The organism is Mesorhizobium sp. P2_E7 (assembly GCF_056403855.1).
This window is the reverse complement of the sequence record NZ_JBFUER010000001.1, coordinates 2,609,278-2,633,024: the sequence shown is the minus strand read 5'-3', so window position 1 is coordinate 2,633,024 and position 23,747 is coordinate 2,609,278. Positions and strand designations below refer to the sequence as shown.

At 59.8% G+C, this 23,747-nt stretch carries 28 protein-coding genes; 11 read left to right on the top strand and 17 right to left on the bottom strand.

The window, feature by feature from the left end; genetic code table 11:
• Nucleotides 1–2: 2 nt before the first annotated feature.
• The gene (locus tag AC1DYC_RS12990) at nt 3–1,412 is read right to left on the bottom strand and encodes an ATP-binding protein (protein ID WP_477406829.1); all 1,410 of its coding nucleotides are present in this window, start codon (nt 1,410–1,412) and stop codon (nt 3–5) included.
• A gap of 144 nt (nt 1,413–1,556) precedes the next feature.
• Here AC1DYC_RS12990 and AC1DYC_RS12985 point away from each other — a divergent pair, with 144 nt between their 5' ends.
• Nucleotides 1,557–1,853 carry a hypothetical protein gene (locus AC1DYC_RS12985; protein WP_477406827.1) on the top strand — a complete coding sequence of 99 codons (297 nt, stop codon included), beginning with the start codon at nt 1,557–1,559 and terminating at the stop codon, nt 1,851–1,853.
• Nucleotides 1,853–2,524: a hypothetical protein gene (locus AC1DYC_RS12980; RefSeq protein ID WP_477406825.1), complete on the top strand. Its 672-nt coding sequence runs from the start codon at nt 1,853–1,855 to the stop codon at nt 2,522–2,524. The genes AC1DYC_RS12985 and AC1DYC_RS12980 overlap by 1 nt, the downstream gene beginning before the upstream one ends.
• Nucleotides 2,525–2,644: 120 nt before the next feature.
• Here the strand turns inward: AC1DYC_RS12980 and AC1DYC_RS12975 are convergent, their stop codons facing one another.
• The 10 genes from AC1DYC_RS12975 to AC1DYC_RS12930 all read right to left on the bottom strand — a co-directional run bounded on the left by AC1DYC_RS12975 (nt 2,645) and on the right by AC1DYC_RS12930 (nt 10,801).
• Entirely contained in the window at nt 2,645–3,238 is a 594-nt protein-coding gene (locus tag AC1DYC_RS12975; protein ID WP_477406823.1) for a hypothetical protein, read from the bottom strand.
• Nucleotides 3,235–3,834 (bottom strand): L,D-transpeptidase, encoded by a 600-nt coding sequence (locus tag AC1DYC_RS12970; RefSeq protein WP_477406821.1) that lies wholly within the window; start codon nt 3,832–3,834, stop codon nt 3,235–3,237. The genes AC1DYC_RS12975 and AC1DYC_RS12970 overlap by 4 nt, the downstream gene beginning before the upstream one ends.
• A complete protein-coding gene (locus tag AC1DYC_RS12965) occupies nt 3,818–4,981 on the bottom strand; it encodes a CpaE/TadZ family protein (protein ID WP_477406819.1) in 1,164 nt (387 codons plus the stop codon). Before AC1DYC_RS12965 ends, AC1DYC_RS12970 begins: the two co-directional genes overlap by 17 nt.
• Nucleotides 4,978–5,610, bottom strand: coding sequence for a TadE/TadG family type IV pilus assembly protein (locus AC1DYC_RS12960; protein WP_477406817.1), 633 nt, complete (start codon nt 5,608–5,610; stop codon nt 4,978–4,980). The genes AC1DYC_RS12965 and AC1DYC_RS12960 overlap by 4 nt, the downstream gene beginning before the upstream one ends.
• Nucleotides 5,604–6,092 carry a TadE/TadG family type IV pilus assembly protein gene (locus AC1DYC_RS12955; protein WP_477406815.1) on the bottom strand — a complete coding sequence of 163 codons (489 nt, stop codon included), beginning with the start codon at nt 6,090–6,092 and terminating at the stop codon, nt 5,604–5,606. The genes AC1DYC_RS12960 and AC1DYC_RS12955 overlap by 7 nt, the downstream gene beginning before the upstream one ends.
• A gap of 7 nt (nt 6,093–6,099) precedes the next feature.
• The gene (locus AC1DYC_RS12950) at nt 6,100–7,611 is read right to left on the bottom strand and encodes a TadE/TadG family type IV pilus assembly protein (RefSeq protein ID WP_477406813.1); all 1,512 of its coding nucleotides are present in this window, start codon (nt 7,609–7,611) and stop codon (nt 6,100–6,102) included.
• Nucleotides 7,612–7,683: 72 nt separating this feature from the next.
• Nucleotides 7,684–7,962 carry a hypothetical protein gene (locus AC1DYC_RS12945; protein WP_477406811.1) on the bottom strand — a complete coding sequence of 93 codons (279 nt, stop codon included), beginning with the start codon at nt 7,960–7,962 and terminating at the stop codon, nt 7,684–7,686.
• Nucleotides 7,963–7,966: 4 nt separating this feature from the next.
• On the bottom strand, nt 7,967–9,403 hold the full coding sequence (locus AC1DYC_RS12940) for a type II and III secretion system protein family protein (protein ID WP_477406810.1): 1,437 nt from the start codon (nt 9,401–9,403) through the stop codon (nt 7,967–7,969).
• 51 nt (nt 9,404–9,454) lie between these two features.
• Nucleotides 9,455–10,492: a Flp pilus assembly protein CpaB gene (gene cpaB / locus AC1DYC_RS12935; RefSeq protein WP_477406808.1), complete on the bottom strand. Its 1,038-nt coding sequence runs from the start codon at nt 10,490–10,492 to the stop codon at nt 9,455–9,457.
• Between the two features lie 96 nt (nt 10,493–10,588).
• Nucleotides 10,589–10,801, bottom strand: a complete 213-nt coding sequence (locus AC1DYC_RS12930; protein ID WP_477406806.1) for a Flp family type IVb pilin — start codon at nt 10,799–10,801, stop codon at nt 10,589–10,591.
• Between the two features lie 503 nt (nt 10,802–11,304).
• Between AC1DYC_RS12930 and AC1DYC_RS12925 the strand changes: the two genes are divergently transcribed.
• From AC1DYC_RS12925 to AC1DYC_RS12900, 6 genes are read left to right on the top strand one after another with little or no spacing between them, the layout of a single operon-like run.
• Nucleotides 11,305–12,687: a CpaF family protein gene (locus tag AC1DYC_RS12925; protein ID WP_477406804.1), complete on the top strand. Its 1,383-nt coding sequence runs from the start codon at nt 11,305–11,307 to the stop codon at nt 12,685–12,687.
• Nucleotides 12,687–13,658, top strand: coding sequence for a type II secretion system F family protein (locus AC1DYC_RS12920; RefSeq protein WP_477406802.1), 972 nt, complete (start codon nt 12,687–12,689; stop codon nt 13,656–13,658). The genes AC1DYC_RS12925 and AC1DYC_RS12920 overlap by 1 nt, the downstream gene beginning before the upstream one ends.
• A gap of 18 nt (nt 13,659–13,676) precedes the next feature.
• A complete protein-coding gene (locus AC1DYC_RS12915; protein ID WP_477408278.1) occupies nt 13,677–14,627 on the top strand; it encodes a type II secretion system F family protein in 951 nt (316 codons plus the stop codon).
• A gap of 53 nt (nt 14,628–14,680) precedes the next feature.
• On the top strand, nt 14,681–15,220 hold the full coding sequence (locus tag AC1DYC_RS12910; RefSeq protein WP_477406800.1) for a tetratricopeptide repeat protein: 540 nt from the start codon (nt 14,681–14,683) through the stop codon (nt 15,218–15,220).
• Nucleotide 15,221: 1 nt separating this feature from the next.
• Nucleotides 15,222–15,761: a prepilin peptidase gene (locus AC1DYC_RS12905; protein WP_477406798.1), complete on the top strand. Its 540-nt coding sequence runs from the start codon at nt 15,222–15,224 to the stop codon at nt 15,759–15,761.
• 24 nt (nt 15,762–15,785) lie between these two features.
• A complete protein-coding gene (locus tag AC1DYC_RS12900; RefSeq protein ID WP_477406796.1) occupies nt 15,786–16,856 on the top strand; it encodes a phosphatase PAP2 family protein in 1,071 nt (356 codons plus the stop codon).
• A gap of 35 nt (nt 16,857–16,891) precedes the next feature.
• Here AC1DYC_RS12900 and AC1DYC_RS12895 read toward each other — a convergent pair whose 3' ends face one another.
• The 3 genes from AC1DYC_RS12895 to AC1DYC_RS12885 all read right to left on the bottom strand — a co-directional run bounded on the left by AC1DYC_RS12895 (nt 16,892) and on the right by AC1DYC_RS12885 (nt 19,674).
• Nucleotides 16,892–17,851: a phosphatase PAP2 family protein gene (locus AC1DYC_RS12895; protein WP_477406794.1), complete on the bottom strand. Its 960-nt coding sequence runs from the start codon at nt 17,849–17,851 to the stop codon at nt 16,892–16,894.
• Nucleotides 17,852–18,434: 583 nt separating this feature from the next.
• Nucleotides 18,435–19,154: a response regulator gene (locus tag AC1DYC_RS12890; protein WP_112561043.1), complete on the bottom strand. Its 720-nt coding sequence runs from the start codon at nt 19,152–19,154 to the stop codon at nt 18,435–18,437.
• On the bottom strand, nt 19,141–19,674 hold the full coding sequence (locus tag AC1DYC_RS12885; protein ID WP_112561176.1) for a MarR family winged helix-turn-helix transcriptional regulator: 534 nt from the start codon (nt 19,672–19,674) through the stop codon (nt 19,141–19,143). Before AC1DYC_RS12885 ends, AC1DYC_RS12890 begins: the two co-directional genes overlap by 14 nt.
• A gap of 250 nt (nt 19,675–19,924) precedes the next feature.
• On the opposite strand from AC1DYC_RS12885, the gene AC1DYC_RS12880 reads away from it, so the two are divergent.
• The 3 genes from AC1DYC_RS12880 to AC1DYC_RS12870 all read left to right on the top strand — a co-directional run bounded on the left by AC1DYC_RS12880 (nt 19,925) and on the right by AC1DYC_RS12870 (nt 22,055).
• Nucleotides 19,925–20,818, top strand: coding sequence for a branched-chain amino acid aminotransferase (locus AC1DYC_RS12880; protein ID WP_112561042.1), 894 nt, complete (start codon nt 19,925–19,927; stop codon nt 20,816–20,818).
• Nucleotides 20,819–20,963: 145 nt separating this feature from the next.
• Nucleotides 20,964–21,275 (top strand): hypothetical protein, encoded by a 312-nt coding sequence (locus tag AC1DYC_RS12875; RefSeq protein WP_477406792.1) that lies wholly within the window; start codon nt 20,964–20,966, stop codon nt 21,273–21,275.
• A 141-nt stretch (nt 21,276–21,416) separates the two neighbouring features.
• Nucleotides 21,417–22,055, top strand: coding sequence for an MBL fold metallo-hydrolase (locus tag AC1DYC_RS12870; RefSeq protein ID WP_477406790.1), 639 nt, complete (start codon nt 21,417–21,419; stop codon nt 22,053–22,055).
• 296 nt (nt 22,056–22,351) lie between these two features.
• Here AC1DYC_RS12870 and AC1DYC_RS12865 read toward each other — a convergent pair whose 3' ends face one another.
• From AC1DYC_RS12865 to AC1DYC_RS12855, 3 genes are all read right to left on the bottom strand, one after another.
• Nucleotides 22,352–22,768: a BA14K family protein gene (locus tag AC1DYC_RS12865; RefSeq protein ID WP_477406788.1), complete on the bottom strand. Its 417-nt coding sequence runs from the start codon at nt 22,766–22,768 to the stop codon at nt 22,352–22,354.
• Nucleotides 22,769–22,963: 195 nt separating this feature from the next.
• Nucleotides 22,964–23,176, bottom strand: coding sequence for a cold-shock protein (locus AC1DYC_RS12860; protein WP_112561038.1), 213 nt, complete (start codon nt 23,174–23,176; stop codon nt 22,964–22,966).
• A 354-nt stretch (nt 23,177–23,530) separates the two neighbouring features.
• On the bottom strand, nt 23,531–23,743 hold the full coding sequence (locus tag AC1DYC_RS12855; protein WP_006202520.1) for a cold-shock protein: 213 nt from the start codon (nt 23,741–23,743) through the stop codon (nt 23,531–23,533).
• Nucleotides 23,744–23,747: the final 4 nt, after the last annotated feature.

Below are 23,747 nucleotides of genomic sequence, written 5' to 3'. Positions count from 1 at the left end.
GATCAGGCAGGCACCTTGATCACGGCCCGCAGGCCGCCGAGCGGGCTGTCGTCCAGCATGATGTCGCCGCCATGGCTGCGGGCAATGTCGCGGGCGATGGAGAGGCCAAGGCCGGTGCCGCTGGAGTCGAGGTTGCGCGCCTCGTCGAGCCGCACGAACGGTTTGAACACGTCCTCGCGCTTTTCCAGCGGAATGCCCGGACCGTCATCATCGATGGTGACGACCAGCGAGCCGCGGCCGTGATTGGCGCTGATCTCCACCGTCTTGGCATAGCGCAAGGCATTGCCGGCGACATTGGACAACAGACGGGCGAAAGCGTGCGGGCGCACATGCACGTCCGGATCGCCGGCAAGCACGGTCGACAGTTTGCGCTTGTGCAGCGACGCCTCCTCGCCGAGCTTCTGGAAATAGGCCTCGAGATCGAAATGGCCGGCATCTTCCGAGGCTTCGCCGCGGGCAAAGGCGATATAACCTTCCAGCATCGACTGCATGTCGTCGATGTCCTGGTTGAGGGCCGCCTTGGTCTCTGGCTTGCCGCCGGCCAGCGCCAGCTGCAACTTGAAGCGGGTGAGGATGGTCCTGAGATCGTGGCTGACGCCGGTCAGCATGGCGGTGCGCTGTTCCAGCTGGCGTTCGATGCGCTCGCGCATCTGGATGAAGGCAAAGCCGGCGCGGCGAACCTCCTCGGCGCCGCGGGGGCGGAAATTCTGCGGCATAGGCCTGCCCTTGCCGAAACTTTCGGCGGCCTCGGCCAGCATCAGGATCGGCCGGATCTGGTTGCGCAGGAAGGGAATGGCGATGGTCAAAAGCACCAGCGAGGTGCCGACCATCCAGATCAGGAAGATGTGGGTGTTGGAGGCATAGGCCTGGCTGCGGCGCACGAAGACGCGCAGCACCTTGCCCTCAAGCTGGATGCGCACCTCGACGATGTTGGAATTGCCGACGGTGTCGATCCAGAACGGGCGGTTGATCTGGCGCGTGATCTCGGTGGAAAGGACGTCGTCCAGGATCGAGAAGAAGGGCTTGGGTCCAGGCGCCGGCAGCGGGTCGGGCGGCAGAAGGTCGACCTTCAACTGCATGCGGTCCTGCGCGATGCGGATGATGTTGGCGTAGTCGCCATCGTGCGGATAGGTCTCGATCATGTCGATGATGGCGGCGATGTCGCGCACGGTCGCCTGCGACAGGCGCTGCGTCACGGTTGCCCAGTGGCGTTCCATGAAGTCGAAGGCGACAACCGATTGCAGGAGGATCATCGGCGCGATGACGATGATCAGCGAGCGGGCATAAAGCCGCTTGGGCATATAGAGCGCGACCAGCCGCCAGAACCGGTTCCAGGCGCGCGGCATGGCTTTCAGCGCGCGTGATATGCGCGCGCCGAAGCCGTCCGGCCGTTCCAGTTGCGTGGTCGCCATGTGTCCTTCCGCTGGTCGCTCGTCGATGGCACTCGTCTATGGCCAAACGGCGGCCATCGGTGGCATTCTATTCCAGGCTGAGCAGTTCTGGAACAGCCGTGGCATGGCGGCCGATCACCGCTGTGGCGCAGAATCGCAAGAATCGTGATCAAGTTACTCCGCCGTGACGCTGGAACCACTTCGCGGATTGAGCGTTGCGAGCGGATGATCAGATTATTTGCTTACGCCCTTATCTTTGTCCAGGTATCCATTGCGTCTGCGCTGGCTACACAGGTATTCCTGTCGACCACCGAGGAAGCGCTTAAGTCAGAACAATGGCTGGCCCTGGCGCCAGACGACAACGAGGGATGCGCCAAGGCGACGTGGCCCAATATTCCGCAACGATGTCTGCAACGAGTTGAGCCCGAGGTGGTGACGCTCGTGCTCAGCCAAAACAACTGATGGGGAACGGTTTCTTCCGACTTGCAGGCTGCAATTCGCAGCTGGCCACCCTGCCGCAGGACCAGCAACGCTCCGTTAAGCCTCGCGTAATCTCTGCAATCTATCTTGAATGGCAGATTGTCGAGGGTGACATGAGGCGCAAGTCGATACTGCTGTTTGCCTTCCCGGCCCTGATCCTGCTGATTCTTGCAGGGGAACGGATGGCTGCCTTGTTGCTTGGAGCGTTTCCGGCCAGTCCCACGATGTGGTGGATCTGGCTTGAACTAAGGCCGCTGTCGACGATGTTCTGGCAACAGATCGATCTCTATCTGGGAGCGTCGATGGTCGTTGATGCCTCCATCGTGGCCGCCGCGTCGATCGTTTGCTGGACGGCGTGCCGCACAAGAAAGTCGGCCGCCTTCTTCTTCCTTGCCAATCACGTCGCCCTGCTTTTTGCCGGGTTGATGATCGCCGCCACCAGCCATTCCGAAACAGCGAGCACGATCGCCTCGTTCACGGTACCCGGCGGCCTTCCATTCTCACTCATGGTCGATTTCACCTTGAAGAACAGCCTTGTGCTGTTTCTGGGCCTGACAGCATGCGCCTACTGTCATGTTGCCTTCCTCAGCGAAACCCGACAGCGGTCCGAAGCGCTAGCCGCGAGGCTTGTTGCTTTGCAGCGAGATTACTAGGGGAGCCCCACTCTTTCCGGCGCTTGAGCGTTTCGCCTTCACGGAACCAGCGAACCGCTCTATCTCTTTGTTTTGATGCGGTGCCTCGGGAAAGCGCGTCACACTTTTCCCGGAACGGCCCTAGTTGATCTTTTTGTAGTAAACCTTGCCGTCGGCCTGTTGTATGCGCTGATAGTTGGGGCTTGGGGCAGGTGCAACAGCTACGATCCTCTTTTTCGGAGCAGGCGGCGCATCGACAATGCTGGGCTCAGTCGCGTCTTCACCATCGAGAGCGGCGGGTGCCTCCGCCGCGGCGTTGGCCGCGACCATCGAAGGTTCCGCTGCGCTCGACATGACTTCGTCACCGGCAACAGGCTGGTTCTGTTCCAGTCGGGCGATGCTCCTGTTGATTTCACCAAAGCTGCTCTGCAGTTGAGTGTCGAGTTTTTCAAATCGGCTCTGAAAACCGTTGTTGACGGTGTCCAGCCGGCCCCCGATTCGTTGTTCGAACGTGCCGAGTTGTTCAAGGCGCGCTTCGAGAAAGCGCATATCGCTGATGCCGCGGTAGAGATAAACCGCGGCTACCACATTCACCAAGGTGATCAGGGACGTGCCGATGATGACCGCGCCGATAATGCTTTTGTCGCCCGGTTTCCCAACGGCAGCCTGCTCTCCAGTGCGGGCTGCTGTCCCAATCTCGATTGCCGGCATGTCCGGTTCGCTGATCATGGTCATTGAACCACCACCTTTGCGCCGATCGCGACGCGCTTGAAGAGATCAATCACATCGGTGTTGGTCAGGCGAAAACACCCCGATGTTCCGTCGAAGCCGACCCCTTTGGGATCGTTGGTGCCGTGTATGCGATAGAGCGTGTCACGCCCGTCCCGAAGCAGATAGAGCGCCCTGGCGCCGAGTGGATTGTAGGGACCGGAAGGCACCATTTCCGGCAGTTCCGGCTGGCGGGCGCGCATTTCCCTCGGCGGGCGCCATTCCGGCCATTCGGTCTTCGCCCCGACCTTGACGACCCCGGTCCAGCCAAATCCGTCGCGTCCGACGCTGATCTGATAGCGAAGCGCCTGGCCTTGCCGGGTCACCAGATAAAGCGCTTTCTCGTTCTTGCGGATAACGATCGTGCCGGGTTGTTCGGTGGTTTCGAAGGCGACAGTCTTGCGCAGGCTCGGCCCCATTGCCGGCAGCGGCGGCCGATCGGAAAGCGCCGATCGCGCGCTGGCGAGGTCCTGGACCGACATCGCCAGCGCCATACCCATCGCGCAGGCCAAGACTGGGACAATCCGATGCCTACTTGGCCGATACCTATTTGGCAGCGTCATCAAGCCGCTCTTTGAACATCCGCTTGAGGTCCTTGTTGAAGCGCGCACGCCCATCCACCTCGGCGGGCAGGATAGCACGGTTCAACGCATCTGCCAGAAGCGCATTGTCCAGCGCGACCGATTTGATGTGCGGCGCCTTGAAAATCTTTTCCAGCTCGCTGCGCGAAAAGTGGTTCCCGAACCATTTGCGCTTGTGCTTGTTGGCGACCAGCGTGATGCTCACTGCATTGCCACGCAACTCACGGATCTTCTTGTAGAGCCGCTTGCCTTGCCGCAGCGAGGCGACGTTGAGTTCGAAGACGATGAAGATCTCATCGCTCGTCGACAGAACGGAATTATGCCAGCGCGTCTCGATGTTCGGCAGGTCGATGACGATGTCGTCGAACCGGTAGGCGACGAGGTCCAGCAGACGAAACACGAAATCGGCGCCCTGCGGCTCGAAAGGCAATTGCGGCCTCTCGAAGGAATAGAGCGTCAGCCCGGACGGACGCGAGAGCTTGATGACATCCATCAGCTCGACGTCGAGCCTCTCCGGCTGGCCGATGATGCCGCCGAGGTCGAACTGGTTGAACTGGTTGAGATAGGCACCGCAATTGGCGCTCTGGAAATCGAGGTCGACCAGACAGGTGGAAGCCCCGCGTTCTTTCGATTTCGATGCCAGGTGTTCGGCCGCCGACAAAGCGAGCGTCGTCGCGCCGGCGCCGCCGCTGGCGCTGATGAAGGTGATGATGCGGCTTTTCGTTCCCTGGTTGCCGGTGTCGTGGAAGGTCACGGCGTTCAGCAGTTCCTTGCCGTCGAGCGGCTTATGCAGCCAGTCCGAAGCATTCATGCGCACCAGAACGCGCGTCTGCTCCGACGATAGTTCGTCGGAGACCGCGATCAGCGGCACGGTTGCCCAAAGGGCGCGCGCTTCGACGATGTCGGGCCTGCCGAGCAACTCGCCATTGCCGAGGTCGAGAATGACGATGCCGGGGCGCGTATCCGCGGGCGGCCCCCTAAGGAAGTCGCCGGTATCGGATACCCTGACGTCGTAGATCGCCAGCGCATCGAGCCGTGTCGTCACTTCGCGCCTGAAATTCGCATCCGACGAGAACAGCGCCACCTGCTTTCGCTTGGTCGGCGTAACCTTGGTGTTGATGGCATTCATGGCCAGGTGCTCTTCAAGTCTTCGCCCGTAACCGTGCTCAGCATGGAGGGCATGGTGAGGTTTCCGAATCCGAGCAGTCCGCCCAGGAAGAAGAACTGGATAGGATGATTGACGATGCTGACCGTGACGGTTGGTACAGGGCCGCTGGGGCGCGTCCAGTAGCCGAGGCCGGAGGCGGCGTATTCGATCCGCACCTGCGATTTCGTAAGCATCGGCAAGAAGTCCTGCATCCCGGCACGGTTGGCAGTGCCATCAAAGATCGCGTCGAACGAGGCCTGGCTCGCTTTCGAGGGTTGGCACGCGCCTCCTCCGACACTGCAGCAGGCGACGCCGGCTGTGCTTGCCGTACAGACATAATCATACGTGCCGGCCGGCACCGCGGTTCCGACCTTGGTCAGATCGCTCTGCGTTAGCGTCTCGGATGGAAGGCCGAGTGCTACGGGGGTCGAAATCTGCGCCAGCCTAGCGCCGGCTTGGACAGCCTTGTTCCCGGCGTTCCATTGGTAAAAGGCGTAGCCGAAATCGACGAAACCAAGCAGAAGCGTCAAGAGCAACGGTAGAGCGATGGCCATTTCGACCATTGCGGTGCCTGCCTGCGAGGCGCAAAACTTTCGGTTTTCCATCACCATCCGAAGACTCGCTCCTGATGCGATGCGGTGATGTTGATGGTTCCAAAGCCCAGGTAACCCCAGAACCCAATGCCGTTATAGGGCAACGCGGTGCTGACCTGCACGACACCAACGGTACTGGTGTTGCTCAGATAAAGTAGGTTGCCACTGCCATCGACGGCTGCGGTGGAAGTCTTGCTGATCGTGATTTGCCCCGTGGTCCATCCCGAAACCCTTGCGCTACCGCCTGTGACGGCACCTTTGACCGCAAGGTTCTTTGCCAAACCCTGGCAAGTATCCCAATCGCTGCTACACCGCGCCATGTAGCGCGCTGCGTCTTCGACGCCCGCCTCAAGGAGCAGGCGCGTGTTCAGAGCGTTGGAAAACTCAAACACACCGGCCGACAAAAGCAATACGAGTGGTGCGGTGATCGCGACTTCCACCAAGGCGGCGCCCCTTTCATCGCCTTGGAACCGCCGGATGATTTGGCCAAGCTTGGTCATGTCGGCTCTACCGGTACAGCTGGGCTTCATTGCGGAATGCTTTGTCTACAAGGGTGTTGTTGGCAAACCCTCCATCGACATCGACGATCTCAAGGCTGATCGGCTTCTCACCGGCCGAGGTGTCCTCATCGTTCTTGCTGTTATCCTGCTTCTGGATGGGGCTGTTTATAAAGACGCTGGCATAGCCATCAGGCTTGAGCTGGATATGGCCATTGATCTTGGCCTGGTTGGCGATGCAGTTGACGATCGCCATGTTGAGCAGCCGCCGGTCGGGATCGGCAGTCGGGGTCGTGCCCTTGAAGCAGGCTGGAACGCCGGTCTCCTTCGTCGGCGCCTTGGACTTGTCCCCGACGAGCCCGTGCGAAATCTCGTATTTATAGACGTCATACCTGGAAGCCGGCACGGCGGCGCCGGTCGGGTTGGTGGTGCTGGGTACGCTGGGGTAGGCCGCGCCGTGGTTGATCAGCCAATAGTTTGTGCGATCCCATGTCGAGTTCGTCATCCCGGTCGTGGAATCGAAGCTATTGCCCGGCGGTAGCGCCATGGCCGTGCCGTCTGTGTTGGGCGTATATTTGTTGCAGTTGGAGGTCTTGTCCACTCCCTTGCGCACGTTGCTTGCTGGCCGATATTTCCAGTCATTATCATGCGACTTGAGCGAGGAACTGTAGATGTCGAAGCGGACGTTGAGCCCAGCGTTGACCTGGCCCAAGGTGACGCCGGTTTTCGTGGTGAGCGCGTCGCGTCGATAGCAGGTGCCTGCAGTGCCCATCGCCATGGCATCTCGCAGCGAGGCCAAATTGTTGTCGATCAGTCCGAAGTTGCCGGGGCCAGGATTCGAGTCAACCTTGAGGATGCGGTATTCGCGGCTATAGGTGAGGCCGGCGGCAAACGCCTGCTGGATCGTCTTGCTGGTTGCCGGAACGGTCGTCTCGAACGGGTTGCACATGAAAATCGGCACGGTTTCGCAGATCGACTGAACGAACCCGGCCACGGCCTGCGGACGAATGTCCATAGTGTCGCTGGCGCCGACAAAGGCTGCGGGAAATATCGTCGCGAACGCGCCGGCACCATCCGTCAGGCCGGAAGCGTTCACCGTCACCACGGAGAACGTCACGGCGGTCGGGTCGGTGCTCTCCCAATGCGCACCGTTGGCATCAACGCCATCGGCGCCCAGCCTGGTATTATCGCTAGCCGGAATGCCGGTCAGATAAGTGATGGTCACGTCAGACAGTGTCAGCGTGTGATCGCCTGCTGTCGAAAACTTCGTCTTCTGGTCATTTAGAAGGTTGGCGGCCGCTCGGTTGGCTCGAACGATCGAATCCGATTTGCCATCGAGTTCAGCCGCCGTGGCAAGCGCCAGCGCGTCGACGCCCTTCTGCAGATCGTTGTGAAGGCCGCTGGCCCGGCTGCCGTCGATTGCAAGAACGGCGAAACCGACAAGCACAGGTAGCATAATAGCCACCAAAATCATCGCGATGCCGCGTTGATCGTTCCAGAACGCCCTAATGGTCCCCAACATGACCGTTACTCTCTAGTTACCTTGCACCAAGCCCCTCGCTCACCCGGCGCAATGCGACCCGCATCCTTCTGTTCAATTCGCTCCGTTGTTCACTGCCCCGCCTACATTGACCGTTATCGCAGGCGGTGGTGGTGGTGGTGGTGGAAATTTGTAGTTGCGGGCAACAAGCGCAGCCCGCGTGCCGTCGCCTTCGATATGTGTGTTCTTCGAATTCGGATTGAACGGATCGACCGTCTGCGCCAGCGAATTGAATTTTTGCGTATCGCCGGCGGCCAGGGTCACCGTGTCATAGTGATTGAGATAGTCGGCGGCGCAGCCCGATAATGCACCGGCGCACAGCAAGAGGATCAAGGCGCTATTTCTTGACATAGAGCATCTTGTCCTTCGATTTGAAGTCCAGCATGTGGCCATAGGGGCCAGTTACGCCGTCGCCCGTTTCATATTTGCGGATCATGTCCTTGTTCACCTCGAGCTGACCGAGCACGAAGAATTCCGGATCGTTGGCCGGCCGCGTCTTGTCGAACGGCGTCGCCAGTTGCTCGCCGGGCTTCACCGGCCGCACGACGTGTGGCGTGACGATGACGACCAGTTCGGTCTCTTCCTTCTGGTTGCTCGAATTGCGGAACAGCGAGCCGATGACCGGCACCTGGCCGAGCCAGGGCACCTGGTTCTGCAGCTTGGTGGTCTTGCTGGACAGCAGCCCTCCGACCGCGAAGCTCTGGCCGTCGCGCAGTTCGACGACGGTATCAAGCTTGCGGTTGGTGAAGATCGGGTCGCCGGCGGTTGTGAAACTGGTCAGATCGCTGACCTCCGGCGCCAGCTTCATATGGATCTTGCCGTCGTCGAGTACGACCGGCGTGAACAGCAGATTGACGCCGAATTGCTTGTACGTGACGGTTACCTGGCCATCATTGCCGACGACACGGATGGGCACTTCGCCGCCGGCGTTGAAGCTGGCCGGCTCACCGGACAAGGTGGTAAGATTGGGTTCAGCCAGCGTGCGCACGACGCCCTTGGCCTCGAGCGCTTCGATGATCAGGTCGACCTTGATGTTGCTGTCGATCACCTGGGTGATCAGTGTCGCGAAAGGATTCGACTTCGACAGCAGGCCCGACACCAGGGTGCCAGGGTCTACGCCGTTTGGAGTGGTAGCCGCGATGCCCGTTCCAAACTTGGTTGCATTGCTGTCCCTGCTCCTGAACGAGACACCGAGATCGCGCCCGGCGTTGCGCTTGGCCTCGAGAATGCGCACTTCCAGGTTCACTTGCTGGCTGTCGTCGACAATGACGGAATTTATGATGGCGTCAGGCCCATATTGCTGTACCACCTCCATGATCGACGCCAGCGTCGCGCCATCCTTGACGTGACCGCCAAGCCTGACCTTGCCGTTGATCGACCCGATTTCGATGCGCGCCCTGGGCGCCACCTGGCGGATCGCCTGCGCCATATCGCTGACGTCGACGCCGACCTCAATCTGGATGACGCCGAGCGAGCGCTTTTCCGGGGAGAAGAGATTGACCGTGGTGGTGCCGGCGCTCTTGCCGATGACATAAAGCGTCCGGTCGGTCATCGGCTGGGCATCGGCGATCTTCTCGTCGCCGACAACGATATCGCCGAGATTGGCGCTCACCTGGAGAGTCACCGACTGCGACATCGGCAGGAAGATGCGATGGACGCTCGGGTTCGATACGTCGATGAACCGGTCGGCTGCTTCAGCCACCGCAATCGACGTCAGCGGCGCAGCCAAACAACACAGCGCGGCCGCCGCTACCCTCATCCAAAACCCCTGCATCCCCATCTCCCAAACTGCTGCCACAGCAGCCCCCCGATTCGCCGCGGCCCTTTATGGTTGCCGCGGCACGTCATAGGATTCAAGCTTCACGCCGCGAAACACACCCACTGTAACATTCTTCGGCGGTGCTGGCTCCAAATACTTGATAACTTCCTTGACGACTTCCTTTGATGCGGGTGCCGTTACCACAGCCGGAGCCGGCTTGACCTTGCTCAACTGGTCGAGCTGGTTTCCCACCCTGTCCACGGCCTTTTCCAATCCGGCGATCTTGTCAGCCGCGCGCTGGCGTTCGGCGGCGGCTGCAGCGTCGGCTGCGGCCTGTCTGTCCAGCTCGGCCTGCCTCTTTGCGACATCATCCGGTGTCTCGCCGGTCAGGTCGGAAAGCGTGACGCGTTCGGTCGTCTCGCCCTTGCTGCCGGCGGCCTGGCGCAGTGCAAGAGACAACTGCCCAGCGCCGGCGGCCAGCGTCAGTTTCTGCGCGTCCTTCGTGGTGGCTTCGAGCGTCACCGACTTAACCACCGTCGGGTTATCCTTGCTCACGTCGGCGACCTGGTCGACGGCGAGCACCTTCATGCTCTGCAGCAGAACGTCGACAAAACTCTTGTCCGAACCGTCATCGCCGCGCACCGAGCGCGTCAACAGCACATCGACCCGGTCACCCGGGAAGACGAAGCCGGCGACTCCGAGCACGTCGTTGACCCTGATGGAAACTGCCTTCATGCCTTCGCCAAGCACGGCCGAAAGCGTGGCGCGCTGGCCTGGACCGGTGATCTTGCTGGCGAGGATCGGCTCGTTGGTGCTGATCGCCTGCAGGGCCTGCCTTGCGCCACTGCCGGCCAAGGCTTCCTTGGTGGTCTTGAACGCTCCAGCCGGGACTGCGCCCGCGGGCCAGGCTATCTCATGCAACTTGTCGGCGCTCAATGTGTCGCCGAACTTCAGTGGCAGTGCCGCTACAACGATCGTATTGCCTGTGCCGTTTGATTGAGCCAAGGCACTACGCTGGCCAGCCAGCCAGATGTTGATCAGCACGACCGCCAGCACCCCGAAGACGCCGGCGAGGACTATCATAATAAGTGTGTTGGCGCGCATAACCCCAAGCCCCCAACCAATAGAGCGGGAATTCGCCCGCCACGAGTGAATTCAGGCCCGGGTTTGGACAACCCGGGCCTGATGCCGATCAAACGATCAAGAACCGCTACCGCTGGCGCAAGATCCGATACCGGAGTTGTCCATGGCGGTGCAGAGGCCGGTGAAGCGGCCCGTAACCCACCCGCCGATACCGATGATGAAGCCGATAGAGGCGACTGCGATGATGCCGATCAGGATAGAATATTCGACCATAGCAGCGCCGTTTTCGTCGTCGCGGAACTGCCGGGTCATCGTCATGAGCTTTTTCATGTCAATTTCTCCCTTTGGAGGTTTTAACCCGACGAGACAGAGCCAAGGATGAACCCCATACCCAAGCATCCCCCGTCACCTCAATCCTAGGTCCCACGAAAAAGCAGAGTCAAACGGATTAACGGTTCCTTAACCTTCGAATACCTGATCGAAAGGCACTTAAATTTCGACAAGATCTTGATTCGTTTAATTTTTCAAGCCGCCTTAACCATTCATTCACAATTCCGCCACGGTGCCGCGGCGAAGCAGTTGAATTAGTGGTTATGCATATTCCTTTATATATAAGGGGTTAGAGATGGCTTCCGGAGGTGCACGGCTTGTTGCGTGCCGAAAGGTTCCGTGAGGTTCGGCGGAGAGGCGCCTTCAGGAAAGATAAGACGTCGTTTTCCCGAAGGCATTCTTAACTATGTTGTAAGTATCGGTCGCCTTGGCCTTGCTCGGCGCTTGTGCCCCTTGTGGTTAACGCTTAGTTTCAGCTCGGGGATTTTAGAGGGCTGGGCGAAATGTTGGGCCGCTTCATCAAGGGACCGAGTGAACCGCAGGCGCTGCAGCAGTTGGCGCCGCTCGCTGCAACCGTTTCGACTCCAGCCCCGCCGCCGGAAGTCGAACCACACGGCGACGATTTTCTGACGCTCAAGGTCGAGCTGCACCGGCACCTGATCGACAGGTTCAATCTGTCCGCTCTTGAAACAGCGTCCAAGGATCAGATCCTCAACGAGATCCGCCCGATCGTGCGCGAGTTCGTTCGCACTCGTGCCGTGCCGCTAAACGCCCGCGAACTGGATCAGTTAACCAGCGACACCGCTGACGAGATGCTGGGCCTCGGACCGATCGAACCACTGCTCAAGGACGATTCCATCACCGATATCCTCATCAACACGCACGACCGCGTGTTCATCGAGCGGCGCGGCGTGATCGAGGAGACGGCAATCCGTTTCCGCGACGAGGCGCATCTGTTGCGTGTCATCAACAAGATCGTCTCGGCTATCGGCCGGCGCGTCGATGAATCGGCGCCTATGGTCGACGCTCGCCTGGCAGACGGCTCGCGCGTCAACATCGCGGTGCGACCGGTTTCTGTAGACGGTCCGCTGGTGTCGATCCGCAAATTCTCCAAGAATCCCTATTCGCTCGAGCGCCTGATGGCGTTCAATTCGATACGCCCGCCAATGATCGAGCTGCTGCGGATCGCCGTCCAGGCGCGCAAGTCGATCCTGGTCTCGGGCGGCACCGGCAGCGGCAAGACGACCTTGCTCAACGCGCTCTCGAGCTACATCCCGGCCAGGGAGCGCCTGATCACCATCGAGGACGCGGCGGAACTGCAACTGCAGCAGCCGCATGTCGGCCGTCTGGAGACGCGGCCACCGAATGTCGAGGGTAGAGGCGAGGTCCGTCAGCGCGAACTGCTGAAGAACGCGCTGCGCATGCGGCCGGACCGCATCATCGTCGGCGAAGTCCGCGGCGAGGAGGCCTTTGACATGCTGCAGGCCATGAACACCGGCCATGAGGGGTCGATGACCACTATCCATGCCAACACGCCGCGCGACGCGATCTCGCGGCTGGAGCAGATGGTCGGCATGGCCGGCATGCCAATGACGCACGAATCCATCCGGGCACAGATCGCTTCAGCCATAGACATCATCGTGCAGACGCAGCGGCTCTCCGATGGCGGCAGGCGCGTAACGTCGATTTCCGAGATTACCGGTATGGAAGGCAATGTCGTCCAATTGCAGGAAATCTATACCTTCATAAGGCGCGACGTGGCCGCGGATGGGACGATCATCGGGGATTTTCGCGCCACTGGTGTTCGTCCGCGCTTTGCGCCTGAGGCCGCAACGCTGGGTCTCCATTTCGCCAAGGATGCCTTCAACCCGCAGGTTGCCCTCTGATGCTTACCGGACAGGCGCTGCTTTATTTCATCTACATGGTTGCGGCAGCTTCGGTGATCCTTGCCGGCGAAGCCCTTTACCTTTCTCTAGCCGGTCGCCGCTCCCGCATAGTGGCGGTGAACCACCGGCTCCGCCGCCTCGCTGATGAAGCGCCCGCGGAAAAAACCCTGCAAAGTTTGCTGCGAGAACGCGGCCTGACCGATTCAGGAGATTTTATCTTCGGCTTTGTCTCGCTGAACAGGCTTTATACCCAGTCCGGCATCACCGGAAACCCGATGACCTTCGCAGCCTCGTTTTTTCTGGCCGGCCTGGCGCTGGCTTTGCTGCTCTGGCTTTTCCTGCACTTAGCGGCGCCGGCAGCCTTCATCATCTTTCTTGTGGTGGGCTTTGCCTTGCCTGTTCTTGTTTTGCGCCGGGCACGTAACAGACGGATAAAGAAATTCGCCAAGCAATTGCCCGATGCACTGGACATGATCGTTCGTTCATTGCGCGCAGGGCATCCTGCGTCAGTTGCGATAGGTCTTGTCGCCCGCGAGATACCTGATCCGCTTGGCACGGAATTCGGCATCGTCGCCGACGAGATTACTTTCGGACTCAGCATGGAGCAGGCCGTGCGGAAATTAACGCAGCGGGTCGGCTTCGAGGGACTCAATCTGCTATCGGTGTCGCTTTCTATTCAGGCGAGGACCGGCGGGAATCTTACCGAAATCCTGGCCAATCTCTCGACCGTGCTGCGGGAACGCCAGAAACTGCGGTTGAAGATCAGGGCGTTGTCGGCCGAAGGCCGGGCCTCGGCCTGGATCATTTCCTTGTTTCCGCTCGTGATGTTTGGGATGCTGTGGGTCATCGCGCCCGGCTACTACGGCAAAGTCTGGAGCAGTCCTCTCATTACGCCTGCATTCGTCATCTGTGGAAGCTGGGCCCTGTTGGGAGACTACATCATGTACCGAATGGTTAATTTCGATTTCTGACAGGAGCGCGTCATAAATCTGCTTTCGAACACCGACGACCTGACCTTTTTTGTATCCATCGCAGTCTTCGCGTCGGCGGTGGCGCTGTTCCTGTTTGCGGCGCTGGTCTTCCTGCCGGCACTGCAAACGCGAAAGCTGGTCGCGGACAGCCTTTTGGGCGAAGGCTCTGTTGATCCGCGATCGATCCTGGGACGGGACCGCCTTGCGAAGATCGCGGCGCAGAAGCCGGTCGACGCTTACTTCAAGTCGATCGAGAAAGAGCGCACCGAGCCCAATGCTCTGGAGGCGAAACTCTTCCGCGCCGGATTTTATCGAGCGACTGCGCCTCTCGTCTACACGGTTTGTCGCCTCGGCGCCGTTTGCATAGGGTTTCTGGCCATGTATGCCCTGCTGTCGTGGGTGCTGCCGCCACGACTGCCGGGATTCTTTACGTTTGGTGGTGCGGCCTTGTTTGGATTAGGCTGCATTGTCATACCCAGCATCATGCTGGACCGATTCGAGAATTCACAGAAACAGATCTATCGTCGCGCCTTCCCCGATTTCATGGATATGATGATCACTTGCGCCGATGCCGGTATGAGCCTCGAGGCCGCGGTCGAACGGGTAAGCCAGGAGCTTGCGGCCACGCACAAATGGCTGGGAATTCAGCTCACGATCATGAATCTGCAACTGCGTGCCGGCAAGCCACTTCGGGAAGGGCTTCGCGAACTGGCTGACCGCATTGGCCTTGACGAGGCGCGGGCGCTGGCCGTGCTGTTCCGGCAGTCGGAAGAACTGGGCACCAGCCTGACTGACGCCCTGCGTGTCTACAGCGCGGAGATGCGCAGCCAGAGGATTCTGCAGGCGGAAGAGCGTGCCAACGCCTTGCCCGTCAAAATGATGATACCACTGGGACTCTGCATCTTTCCTGTGGTTATGATGGTAATCATGCTGCCGGTGATCATTCGCATGAAGGGCATTTTCTTCTAGTTGCGTATATGCTTTGGTCCTAATATGGGTCGGGGGACTCACGGGGAGATTGTATGAAAAGGCCAATTGCAGTCGTGGCCTGCCTGTTCATGGCGGCACTTGTCGGCTGTCAGACGAACCCCACAGACGGTGTCGTTCGCACCAACGAACCGTCGAAAGGCGACGTAACGTCCTTTGGTGATGCCTTTGACGGGTTGAAGACGGTCGGTGATGTTGAATACTACGCCTCGGACCAAGCCGTCGCAGAGGCCAAGAACCAGTTCCGTGCGGAAAATTACGGCAATGCCGGCGCCTTGTTCTTCAAGGCGACGCAGCTCGCTCCCAATGATGGTGGCGCCTGGATGGGACTGGCCGCCTCCTGCGACCGCATACACCGCTTCGACCTTGCCGATCGGGCCTATGGCCGTGCCTTCAAGCTGGTTGGCGCGACGCCCGAGTACTACAACAATGTCGGCTATTCCTATCTGCTGCGCGGTAAGCTGCAGGACGCGCGTAGCAATTTCCTCAAGGCCTACGAACTGGCGCCCAATGATCCGACCGTGGTCAACAATCTGAAGCTGCTATCGTCCAGCGTGCAAAACATCGAGCGGTAGAATGTTGTTTGCCGTATCGCTGCTGCTGAAAGCGCTCGCCGTTCCTTTGCTGGCAAGGATCGCCTGGCTCGACTTCGTCACTCAAAAGATAGCCAACCGCGAAGTGCTGTTGCTGCTTTGCCTCGGGCTGGGATCGCTTCAGCTTGTTTCTGTAGCAAGCGGATCGTGGTGGGATATGGGATTGAGTGCGATCGCCGGACTGGTGCTGTTCGTTGCGCTCTTTCCTTTCTGGATCATGCGCAAGGTCGGAGCCGGCGACGTCAAGCTGCTGGCGGTCGTTCCGTTTCTGACCGGTGGAAGCGGTCTCGCCGTGTTCTCGGTGCTGCTGCTGGTTTTCGCCCTCGCCACCGCGGCGATCGTGAAAAACCCCTTCATGCTGCCGGCAGGCGCGTTTCGCGTCTACATACAGCACTTGGACCGCAAGGGCGTCGTGCCCTTCGGGGTGCCGATTTCGGCGGCTGCGATCTGCACTATAGCGGTCCAGATCTATGCAAGTCTGGCGCTGGTGGGTAGCTCGGGGATACTGCAGCAGCTTAACTAGCGCTTGGTTCCGGAGATTTCTTCCATGTCGATAGCGCGGCTAGCAATCCGTAGCACTTCGGAGGCTTGGCGCGCCAATCAACCATTTTTAGTGACGGTGGTCGCCTATGTTCTACTCGCGCTTATTGCCGCGGAGCATTGGAAAATCGTCATCAATTTAAAAATATATAGTAAGAATTTCCTGTTTTTTGGGGCAGCGGTGACCCTGATCCTTCTTGCGGTGGTCTTGATTCGGTTGATTATTCAGCGGCCAGAGCAACCGTTACGTGCCATGAAGGATCTCATGCTGGCCAACAACCTGCCGGATCGAATTGCAGCCGGGCTGCCGGTTGCGCTCGTCATCCCGCTCTTTTTCTCGATGTTCACCAGCATCAAGGGAGGGATCAGCAGGATTCAACCATTCTATGCCGACACGCCCCTGGTGGCGATCGACAGGGCAATTCATGGCGGGGTCGATGCATGGAGATTTTTTCAACCTGTGCTTGGCTTTGGCCCTATGACCTTTTCGCTGAACGTTCTTTACAATCTTTGGTTTGCTGAGGTTTTCATCGTTTTGTTTTGCGTCGCTTTTTCAACGAGGGACGGGCGGCTGCGTTCGCAGTTTCTGGTCACGTTCGTCCTTACCTGGGTGTTGATAGGTAACGTTTTGGCGGCGGCCTTCGCTTCAGTCGGGCCAGTATTCGTCATGCCCTTTTATGGCGAAGGCACGTTTTCTCCCCTGATGGACTACCTTCAAACGACCAACTTGACCTATCCCGTTTCGGCGCTGGCTACGCAAAATTATCTGCTGGCCGATGCCGGGCTTGATGGTCCACGCCTAGGCAGCGGCATTTCAGCCTTTCCATCGTTGCACGTGGCAGTCGCAACCCTCAACGCGATTTATCTCTGGCGTTTTGGGCGTTTGCTCCGCTGGGCCAGCATTGCGTTTCTGGCAGCAATCCAGCTGGGCTCGGTGCACTTGGCCTGGCACTACGCGGTCGATGGATACGCTTCTATGCTGTTGACGCCAATCATCTGGGCTATTGCAGGACGACTGTTAAACGCCCAGCCTGGCCTCCAGATCGGTATGAAAGATCGCCGGGTCGACATGGACTGAGCTTACTTGGTACCGCCATTGAACCCAACTACCTCTTATTCCAACAAGATCACCTTCTCACCAACAAATCGCCCAACATATCGCCAGATCACGACGGTGCCGAGGATCGCCAAATAGCCATCGATCGCATAATGCCAGCCGAAATAGACTGATCCGAACATGATGGCGGCGAAGTAGAACAACCCCCAATATCTGCACCACCGGCCAAATTGAGACAGGAACAGCGCGTTGAGAAGCGCCACGGCTACATGCAAACTTGGCATCGCGGCTATGCCTGTTCCAAAAACCGTACGGTCGTGAGCGTAGGATGAATAGAGATAGTTTGAGGTGGCGATCATCCCTCTGCCGGATGCGGTTGTGCCGAGGGCCGAAATGAGGTCGGCGAAGCGAGGATCACCGACGATCCTCTCGAAGAAAATCGGCCCGGCCGACGAGCCGATGATCCTGACGACATTTCCAAGGACGATGGCAACGAGAAGGAACGAAAGCAAATAACGAGCTCGACGTGCGTGATCCGAAGTAAAGGCCGCCACAAGTACCATGCCTACCATCTGGACAAACCAGACAGGTCCGTAGAGCACGAACAGAGCTGGCTCCAGCACCCGGGGGAAGATGGCGTGCGTGACCTTCCAGGGATCGCCCATATGAATGACAGCATCCAGGTCCGCCAGGAACGGGTCGGCAAAAAAGGGGACATAGATCGGGGTGACATGTTTCAGTGTGGAAAACGCGGCCGCACCAAGAATGAACATTCCGGTGATCAGCAACGCGCCCTTGCCTCTGACGCGCAACTTCTCCTGGACGAACGCCAAAGGCGAGGAAGGCCGCGACAACACCGCAACGCCTGCCATTCCGAAAAGTAGAAGTACGGGGATAGCGAGCGAGTATTTTTTGAGCGTGTATTCCGTCAACATCTCGAAGTAGGTTGTTGGTGCTACCGCAACGGCCACAGCAACATACGCGATGCAAAGGGCGGCCACGCTGGTCGTGGTCACACGACAAAGCCGCGCTGTAACCCTTTCTGAGACGTCCATTTCCCCCACAAAGCATACATGATCCCGCGCACCTAAAAACGCAACGCTGAAATCCAGCCCGCAGCCGCCGTGTTCCCAGTGCCGCAAGGTAGGTTTCAGAGAACAGGCCAGCCGCGAGCTAGCCTAGCAAAGGCCGAAGATCGCCAGTTTTGCCGATAGCCCTATCCTCGGTGCGGAAGTTACGTCAGCGCTCGCCGCCATATTCGTTTCTTTGGCGGAGCTTTTTTCAGAAGGACCGGAGCGTCGAGCGCGACCGGTGGTGGTGGGGTAAAGGTCAAGTATTCGACGACCTTGACGAAACCACCGGCACCGGCGCTCGCAATCGCGCAAATCAGAAGCATTCTCAAAAAGCCCACGCGCAAATCGCTCCTCAAGCCGCGAGAGAAGATGCGCTCGACCTGATTAACAAGCAACTAATTCATTAGGGAGCGCATCCACATGAAGTGATGAACGCCATGGCCTGGCACCATGCAAGGACAAAAACTGGCAAACCAAATACCAGCTTTGCCAGCAAGCAACTGAAATCGCCCGGCCGACGAGCCAGCTATTCCACGCTGAGCCGATAGCCAATGCCGCGCACCGTCTGCAGCCAGACCGGATTGGACGGGTCGCGCTCGATCTTGCGGCGCAGCCGGTTGATCTGGACGTCGATGGTGCGCTCCCCGACTTCCGAATCGTCACCGACCAGCTCGTGGCGCGGAATGGTTTCGCCGGCGCGCGCGGCGAAGATCGCCAGGATCTCCTGCTCGCGGTCGGTCAGCTTCAACGCCTCGCCGCCACGCTTCAGTTCGCGCCTGGCGATCTGGAAGGTGTAGGGGCCGAACACCAGTTGCTCGACCTTGGGCGTGGTCGCCGGGCCGCCGCGGCGCAGGATGTTGTTGATGCGCAGGATCAGCTCGCGCGGGTCGAAGGGCTTGGGCAGATAGTCATCGGCGCCGGCCTCGAGCCCGGTGATGCGGCTGTCGGTTTCCGACAGCGCCGTCAGCATCAGGATCGGCACGTTCTTTTCCTCCCGCAACGCCTTGGTGAGGTCGACGCCGGTCTCGCCGGGCATCATGACGTCGAGGACAAGCAGGTCGAAGTCGAGCCCGGCGAGCTTGCGCCTGGCCTCGCCGGCATTGCCGGCGACAGTGACGCGAAAGCCGTTTTCGGTCAGATACTGCTTCAGCAGATTGCGGATGCGGGTGTCGTCGTCGACGACAAGCAGATGCGGCGCGTCATCGTCCGGCGCCGCCGGCTGGTCCACCCTCTCAATGGTCTCCATGGCTTTTCCCTGACATGTTTGCGGGCACAATGTCGATCTGCGCCCTTAGTTCCGGATTGACCATGGCTTCCAGGAATCTTTCGATCAAGGGGCGCTCGCTGGCTCCGGAATCCTCCAATGCAGCACGGATGCGGCGTGACTGTGGCCGTGCCAGGGCCAGCGCCAGGGCGCGGCCCTTGGCCGTCGGGTAGAGTTCACGCTGGCGGCGGTCGCGCGGGCCTTGCAACTGCACGATATGGTCGGTGTCGATCAGCTGCTTCAGCACCCGCGCCAGGCTCTGCTTGGTGATCTTGAGCACGTCGAGCAGTTCGGCCACCGTCAGCCCCGGCCGGCGGTTGACGAAATGCAGCACCCGGTGATGGGCGCGGCCGAAACCGTAATCGGCCAGGATCTGGTCGGGATCGGAGGTGAAGTCACGGTAGGCAAAGAAGAACAGTTCGATGATGGCGAAGTCGATGCCGTCCTCATCGGTGATTGCCGTCTTGATCGGTTTTCCGGCAGCTGGGCTTCGATCCGTCATCATTTCTCCGTCCATAGAGGGAAATTATGTCAGTACTATTGACGTAATTTCCCCGCAATGGTAATTTTTGACAAGCTTTTGGGCGGATTGCGAACGAAAAGGCAAGGGAGCGCGGTTTTTCCGGAACTTCCTGAGTTTGCCAGAGTTCGATTATCCGCTTACGCTTCACGATATCCGGCCGCCTGATGCGGCTGTCGCGAAACAACAACAACACCAATGATGTGCGGGCCGCCGCCCGCGGGAGGTTTCCATGGCATCCGTTCCCTTCGACCAGCTGGAAGGCTTCATCTGGATGAACGGCGAGTTCGTCAAATGGGCCGACGCCAAGATCCACGTGCTGACCCACGGCCTGCACTATGCCAGCGCGGTCTTCGAGGGCGAGCGCGCCTATGGCGGCGCGATTTTCAAGCTGAACGAGCATACGGAGCGCCTGCATGAATCGGCGCGCCTGCTCGGCTTCAAGATTCCTTATTCGGTGGCCGAGCTCAACGACGCCTCGACCACGCTTCTGAAGAAGCAGGGTTTCCAGGACGCCTATGTCAGGCCGATCGCCTGGCGCGGCAGCGAACAGATGGGCGTGTCGGCGCAGAACAGCCGCATCAACTGCGCCATCGCCATCTGGCAGTGGCCGAGCTATTTCGACCCGGCGCAGAAGCTCAAGGGCATCCGCCTCGATCTGGCGGAATGGCGCCGGCCCGACCCGCGTACGGCGCCATCGAAGTCGAAGGCCGCCGGCCTCTACATGATCTGCACCATGTCCAAGCATGCCGCCGAGGCCAAGGGCTATGCCGACGCCATGATGCTCGACTGGCGCGGCCAGGTCGCCGAAGCCACCGGCGCCAACATCTTCTTCGTCAAGGACGGCAAGATCCATACGCCGAAGCCCGATTGCTTCCTCGACGGCATCACCCGCCGCACCGTCATCGGCCTCGCCAAGGACCGCGGCCTCGAGGTCATCGAGCGCGCCATCATGCCTGAGGAACTCGAAGGCTTCGAGCAGTGCTTCCTCACCGGAACGGCGGCGGAAGTGACGCCGGTTTCCGAGATCGGCCCCTACCGATTCGAGGTCGGCGAGATCGCCAAGACTTTGATGAACGACTATTCTGCCGCAGTGCAGCCTAAGCATGCGATAGCCGCAGAATAACGCAAATCACAGCTTTTTTCGCAAGCAGGGGCGGTTTTAGGGCCGCCCCTTTTATTTCAGCATTTACGCATTTGACTTTCGTCTAATTCGGCGTCTCATGATGGTGTCGGCCCGGGAGGCTGGCAGCTATGGAGGGACTAGGTACATGGATACGAACACGCTCATTGCGATCGTTGTGCAGGTAATAGCGGGTGTTGTCGGTGGTCAGGCAATCGGCGTTGCGCTGAAGAATGCGGCGATGGGCCAGTTGACCAAAATCCTGGGCGGCGCCATTGGCGGCGTCGGCGGCGCGGCGATCCTGGGCCAACTGCTTGGCGGCGCGGCGGCCCCGGATGTGACGGCAGCCGCTGGCGGACTTGGCAGCGCATTCAACGTGGACAATCTCCTCGGCGGCGCAGGCGGCGGCGCCATCCTGACCGGCATCATCGGTGCGGTCATGGGCGCGATGAAGAAATAAGCCTCGAAATCTCGGGCTTCGTCAAATGGGCGGCCGTTGGGCCGCCCATTTCTGTTTTCGGGTCTGTCAAGATTGTCGCGGAGCTGTGGACGTTGCCTGCCTGTGCCTCTACATCACGCCAGACACAGCGAAAGGACAATCATGGGTCAGCTCAACGCCGGCATCGTGCCGGTCACGCCCTTCCAGCAGAACTGCACCATCCTGTTCGACATGGATGACAAGCAAGGCGTCGTCGTCGATCCGGGTGGCGACATCGACCAGGTGCTCAAAGTGCTCAAGGACAATGCGATCTCGGCCGGCGCGATCTGGATCACCCATGGCCATATCGACCATGCCGGCGGCGCCATGGAACTGAAGGAAGCGCTCGGCATCGAGATCATCGGCCCGCACGAGGCCGACAAGCTGTTGCTCGACAATCTCGAAAAGCAAGGCCAGCGCTATGGCATTGCAGGCGTGCGCAACTGTGTGCCCGACCGGTTCCTCACCGAAGGCGAAACCGTGTCGTTCGGCTCGCATGTGTTCGAGGTGCTGCATTGCCCCGGCCATGCGCCCGGCCATGTCGTCTATTACAACCGCGCAGCCAAGTTTGCCCATGTCGGCGATGTGCTGTTTCGTGGCTCGGTGGGGCGCACCGACCTGCCGGGCTGCGACCATGCGATGCTGATCGCCTCGATCAAGGACAAGCTTTTGCCGCTCGGCGACGACATCGGCTTCATCTGCGGCCACGGCCCAGGCGGCCGTTTTGGCGAGGAGAGGCGGACCAATCCGTTCCTGACCTAAGTGTGTGCCGATATTCAGGTCAGGCCGGCTTGCGAGCCATGGTCTCCTGCGCTTCCGGTGCTCACGTACCCAAAAGTACGCTCCGCTCCGGTCTCGGAGCCCATAGCTCTCGGCTCGGCCTGACCTGAATCTCAACACACACCCTGGGTGGCGTACCCAACAACAAAAAAGCGCTGACCTTGCGGTCAGCGCTTTTTGTTTGGGGCAGGGAAGTTCTACGGCGCTCCGCGCCCTAGAGTCTTTGTCTTGTGCAGGTCGTTATCCCAAAACCGGTACGCACTTTTGGGCGACATGCACTAGTTGGCGGTGCAGAAATGCTGCTCGCCGTCATTGCCGGTGAACGTGCCGCTGCGGGCATTGAAGGTCCGGTAGCGGTCCGAGCAGTATTCGTACCAGTCGCGGGTCCACGGCTCGGCATAGCGGTCGGCATAGACGACGCGCGGCTCTGCATAGTAACGGCGCACCGGCCGCACTTCGCGATAGTCGTAGTCGTCGTCATAGCTGCTGTTGTAGCGCGGCTGCGGATTGCTCAGCGCTCCGGCGATCAGGGCGCCGGCCGCAAGGCCGACGACACCGGCGGCAATGGCGTCGCCATTGTGGTGACGGCCATGATGGCGATGGCGCCACTCGTCGGCGTTGGCGGCGGGCAGAGTGGCGAGTGTGGTCGCGGCGAGAGCGGCGCCCAGAATGGCGGTTTTGAAAATGCGATTCATTTTGGTCTCCTTCGTGCCGGCCCGGGTCGTTTTTTCGGGGATGCGGTCCGGCCTTGGGGACGATTAATAGGAGACCGTGGCTGAACGGGGGCTGAACGGAATTTGCATCTCTGATTCAGGCCACGCGGCAAAAACCAAGCGCGTGCGGAAGGCGCTCCGCCTCGTCAATCTCCGTCCAGCCTGTCTCGAGCCGGCTTAGCCGACTGACAGATTGACGGCCTTCGGACCCTTGCCGCGCTTGTCCGGCTCGGTGTCGAATGTCACTTTCTGCCCATCCTCCAGACCGGGAAGACCCGATGCCTGCACGGCGGAAATATGGACGAAGACATCCTTCTGCCCGTCGTCCGGCGTGATGAAGCCGAAGCCTTTGGCATGATTGAAGAATTTGACGGTGCCGGTCTGCGGCATGGGAAGCTCCCTTTGATCCCATAAAGTCCAGTTTTCGGGCCGGCAAATGCCCGAAGGGAAATTTGTCCTTTATTTTAGCGCTATCGGCAAGAGAAAGTTTTGCCGGGGCCGGCAACGGTCAAGGGGGCTCAAATAGATCGTTGCGGCCAAGGCAAATCGCGCCAGACGATCGCCCCGGCGATCGGCCATTCCCTGAACAGGTCGAGCGTCCTTTGCCACGGCGACGGCGGACATGAAAAAGGCGCGACGGGAAACGTCGCGCCTTCGAAAACTCGGGGGCGGCTGACAAAGCCGCTTCAAGCACGCTTCAAGTGCTTTTTCGCGCGCCCTGGCGGGCGCGCGGGCACCGCCGGTTCAGGCCGCGCGGAGATTGACCGCCTTCGGACCCTTGCCCATGCGATCGGGTTCAACGTCGAAGGTGACCTTCTGGCCGTCGACGAGGGTACGCAGGCCCGATGCCTCGATCGCGGAAATGTGGACGAACACATCCTTGGCGCCGCCGTCGGGCGTGATGAAGCCGAAGCCTTTGGTCGCGTTGAAGAATTTAACGGTGCCGGTCTGGGCCATTGGG

Coding starts and splice junctions, on each gene's coding strand:
- AC1DYC_RS12990 (WP_477406829.1), bottom strand. CDS start 1,412: ATGGCGACCACGCAACTGGAACGGCCGGACGGCTTCGGCGCGCGCATA.
- AC1DYC_RS12980 (WP_477406825.1), top strand. CDS start 1,853: ATGGGGAACGGTTTCTTCCGACTTGCAGGCTGCAATTCGCAGCTGGCC.
- AC1DYC_RS12975 (WP_477406823.1), bottom strand. CDS start 3,238: ATGACCATGATCAGCGAACCGGACATGCCGGCAATCGAGATTGGGACA.
- AC1DYC_RS12970 (WP_477406821.1), bottom strand. CDS start 3,834: ATGACGCTGCCAAATAGGTATCGGCCAAGTAGGCATCGGATTGTCCCA.
- AC1DYC_RS12965 (WP_477406819.1), bottom strand. CDS start 4,981: ATGAATGCCATCAACACCAAGGTTACGCCGACCAAGCGAAAGCAGGTG.
- AC1DYC_RS12960 (WP_477406817.1), bottom strand. CDS start 5,610: ATGGTGATGGAAAACCGAAAGTTTTGCGCCTCGCAGGCAGGCACCGCA.
- AC1DYC_RS12955 (WP_477406815.1), bottom strand. CDS start 6,092: ATGACCAAGCTTGGCCAAATCATCCGGCGGTTCCAAGGCGATGAAAGG.
- AC1DYC_RS12950 (WP_477406813.1), bottom strand. CDS start 7,611: ATGTTGGGGACCATTAGGGCGTTCTGGAACGATCAACGCGGCATCGCG.
- AC1DYC_RS12940 (WP_477406810.1), bottom strand. CDS start 9,403: ATGCAGGGGTTTTGGATGAGGGTAGCGGCGGCCGCGCTGTGTTGTTTG.
- cpaB (WP_477406808.1), bottom strand. CDS start 10,492: ATGCGCGCCAACACACTTATTATGATAGTCCTCGCCGGCGTCTTCGGG.
- AC1DYC_RS12930 (WP_477406806.1), bottom strand. CDS start 10,801: ATGAAAAAGCTCATGACGATGACCCGGCAGTTCCGCGACGACGAAAAC.
- AC1DYC_RS12925 (WP_477406804.1), top strand. CDS start 11,305: ATGTTGGGCCGCTTCATCAAGGGACCGAGTGAACCGCAGGCGCTGCAG.
- AC1DYC_RS12920 (WP_477406802.1), top strand. CDS start 12,687: ATGCTTACCGGACAGGCGCTGCTTTATTTCATCTACATGGTTGCGGCA.
- AC1DYC_RS12910 (WP_477406800.1), top strand. CDS start 14,681: ATGAAAAGGCCAATTGCAGTCGTGGCCTGCCTGTTCATGGCGGCACTT.
- AC1DYC_RS12905 (WP_477406798.1), top strand. CDS start 15,222: ATGTTGTTTGCCGTATCGCTGCTGCTGAAAGCGCTCGCCGTTCCTTTG.
- AC1DYC_RS12900 (WP_477406796.1), top strand. CDS start 15,786: ATGTCGATAGCGCGGCTAGCAATCCGTAGCACTTCGGAGGCTTGGCGC.
- AC1DYC_RS12890 (WP_112561043.1), bottom strand. CDS start 19,154: ATGGAGACCATTGAGAGGGTGGACCAGCCGGCGGCGCCGGACGATGAC.
- AC1DYC_RS12885 (WP_112561176.1), bottom strand. CDS start 19,674: ATGACGGATCGAAGCCCAGCTGCCGGAAAACCGATCAAGACGGCAATC.
- AC1DYC_RS12880 (WP_112561042.1), top strand. CDS start 19,925: ATGGCATCCGTTCCCTTCGACCAGCTGGAAGGCTTCATCTGGATGAAC.
- AC1DYC_RS12875 (WP_477406792.1), top strand. CDS start 20,964: ATGGATACGAACACGCTCATTGCGATCGTTGTGCAGGTAATAGCGGGT.
- AC1DYC_RS12870 (WP_477406790.1), top strand. CDS start 21,417: ATGGGTCAGCTCAACGCCGGCATCGTGCCGGTCACGCCCTTCCAGCAG.
- AC1DYC_RS12865 (WP_477406788.1), bottom strand. CDS start 22,768: ATGAATCGCATTTTCAAAACCGCCATTCTGGGCGCCGCTCTCGCCGCG.
- AC1DYC_RS12860 (WP_112561038.1), bottom strand. CDS start 23,176: ATGCCGCAGACCGGCACCGTCAAATTCTTCAATCATGCCAAAGGCTTC.
- AC1DYC_RS12855 (WP_006202520.1), bottom strand. CDS start 23,743: ATGGCCCAGACCGGCACCGTTAAATTCTTCAACGCGACCAAAGGCTTC.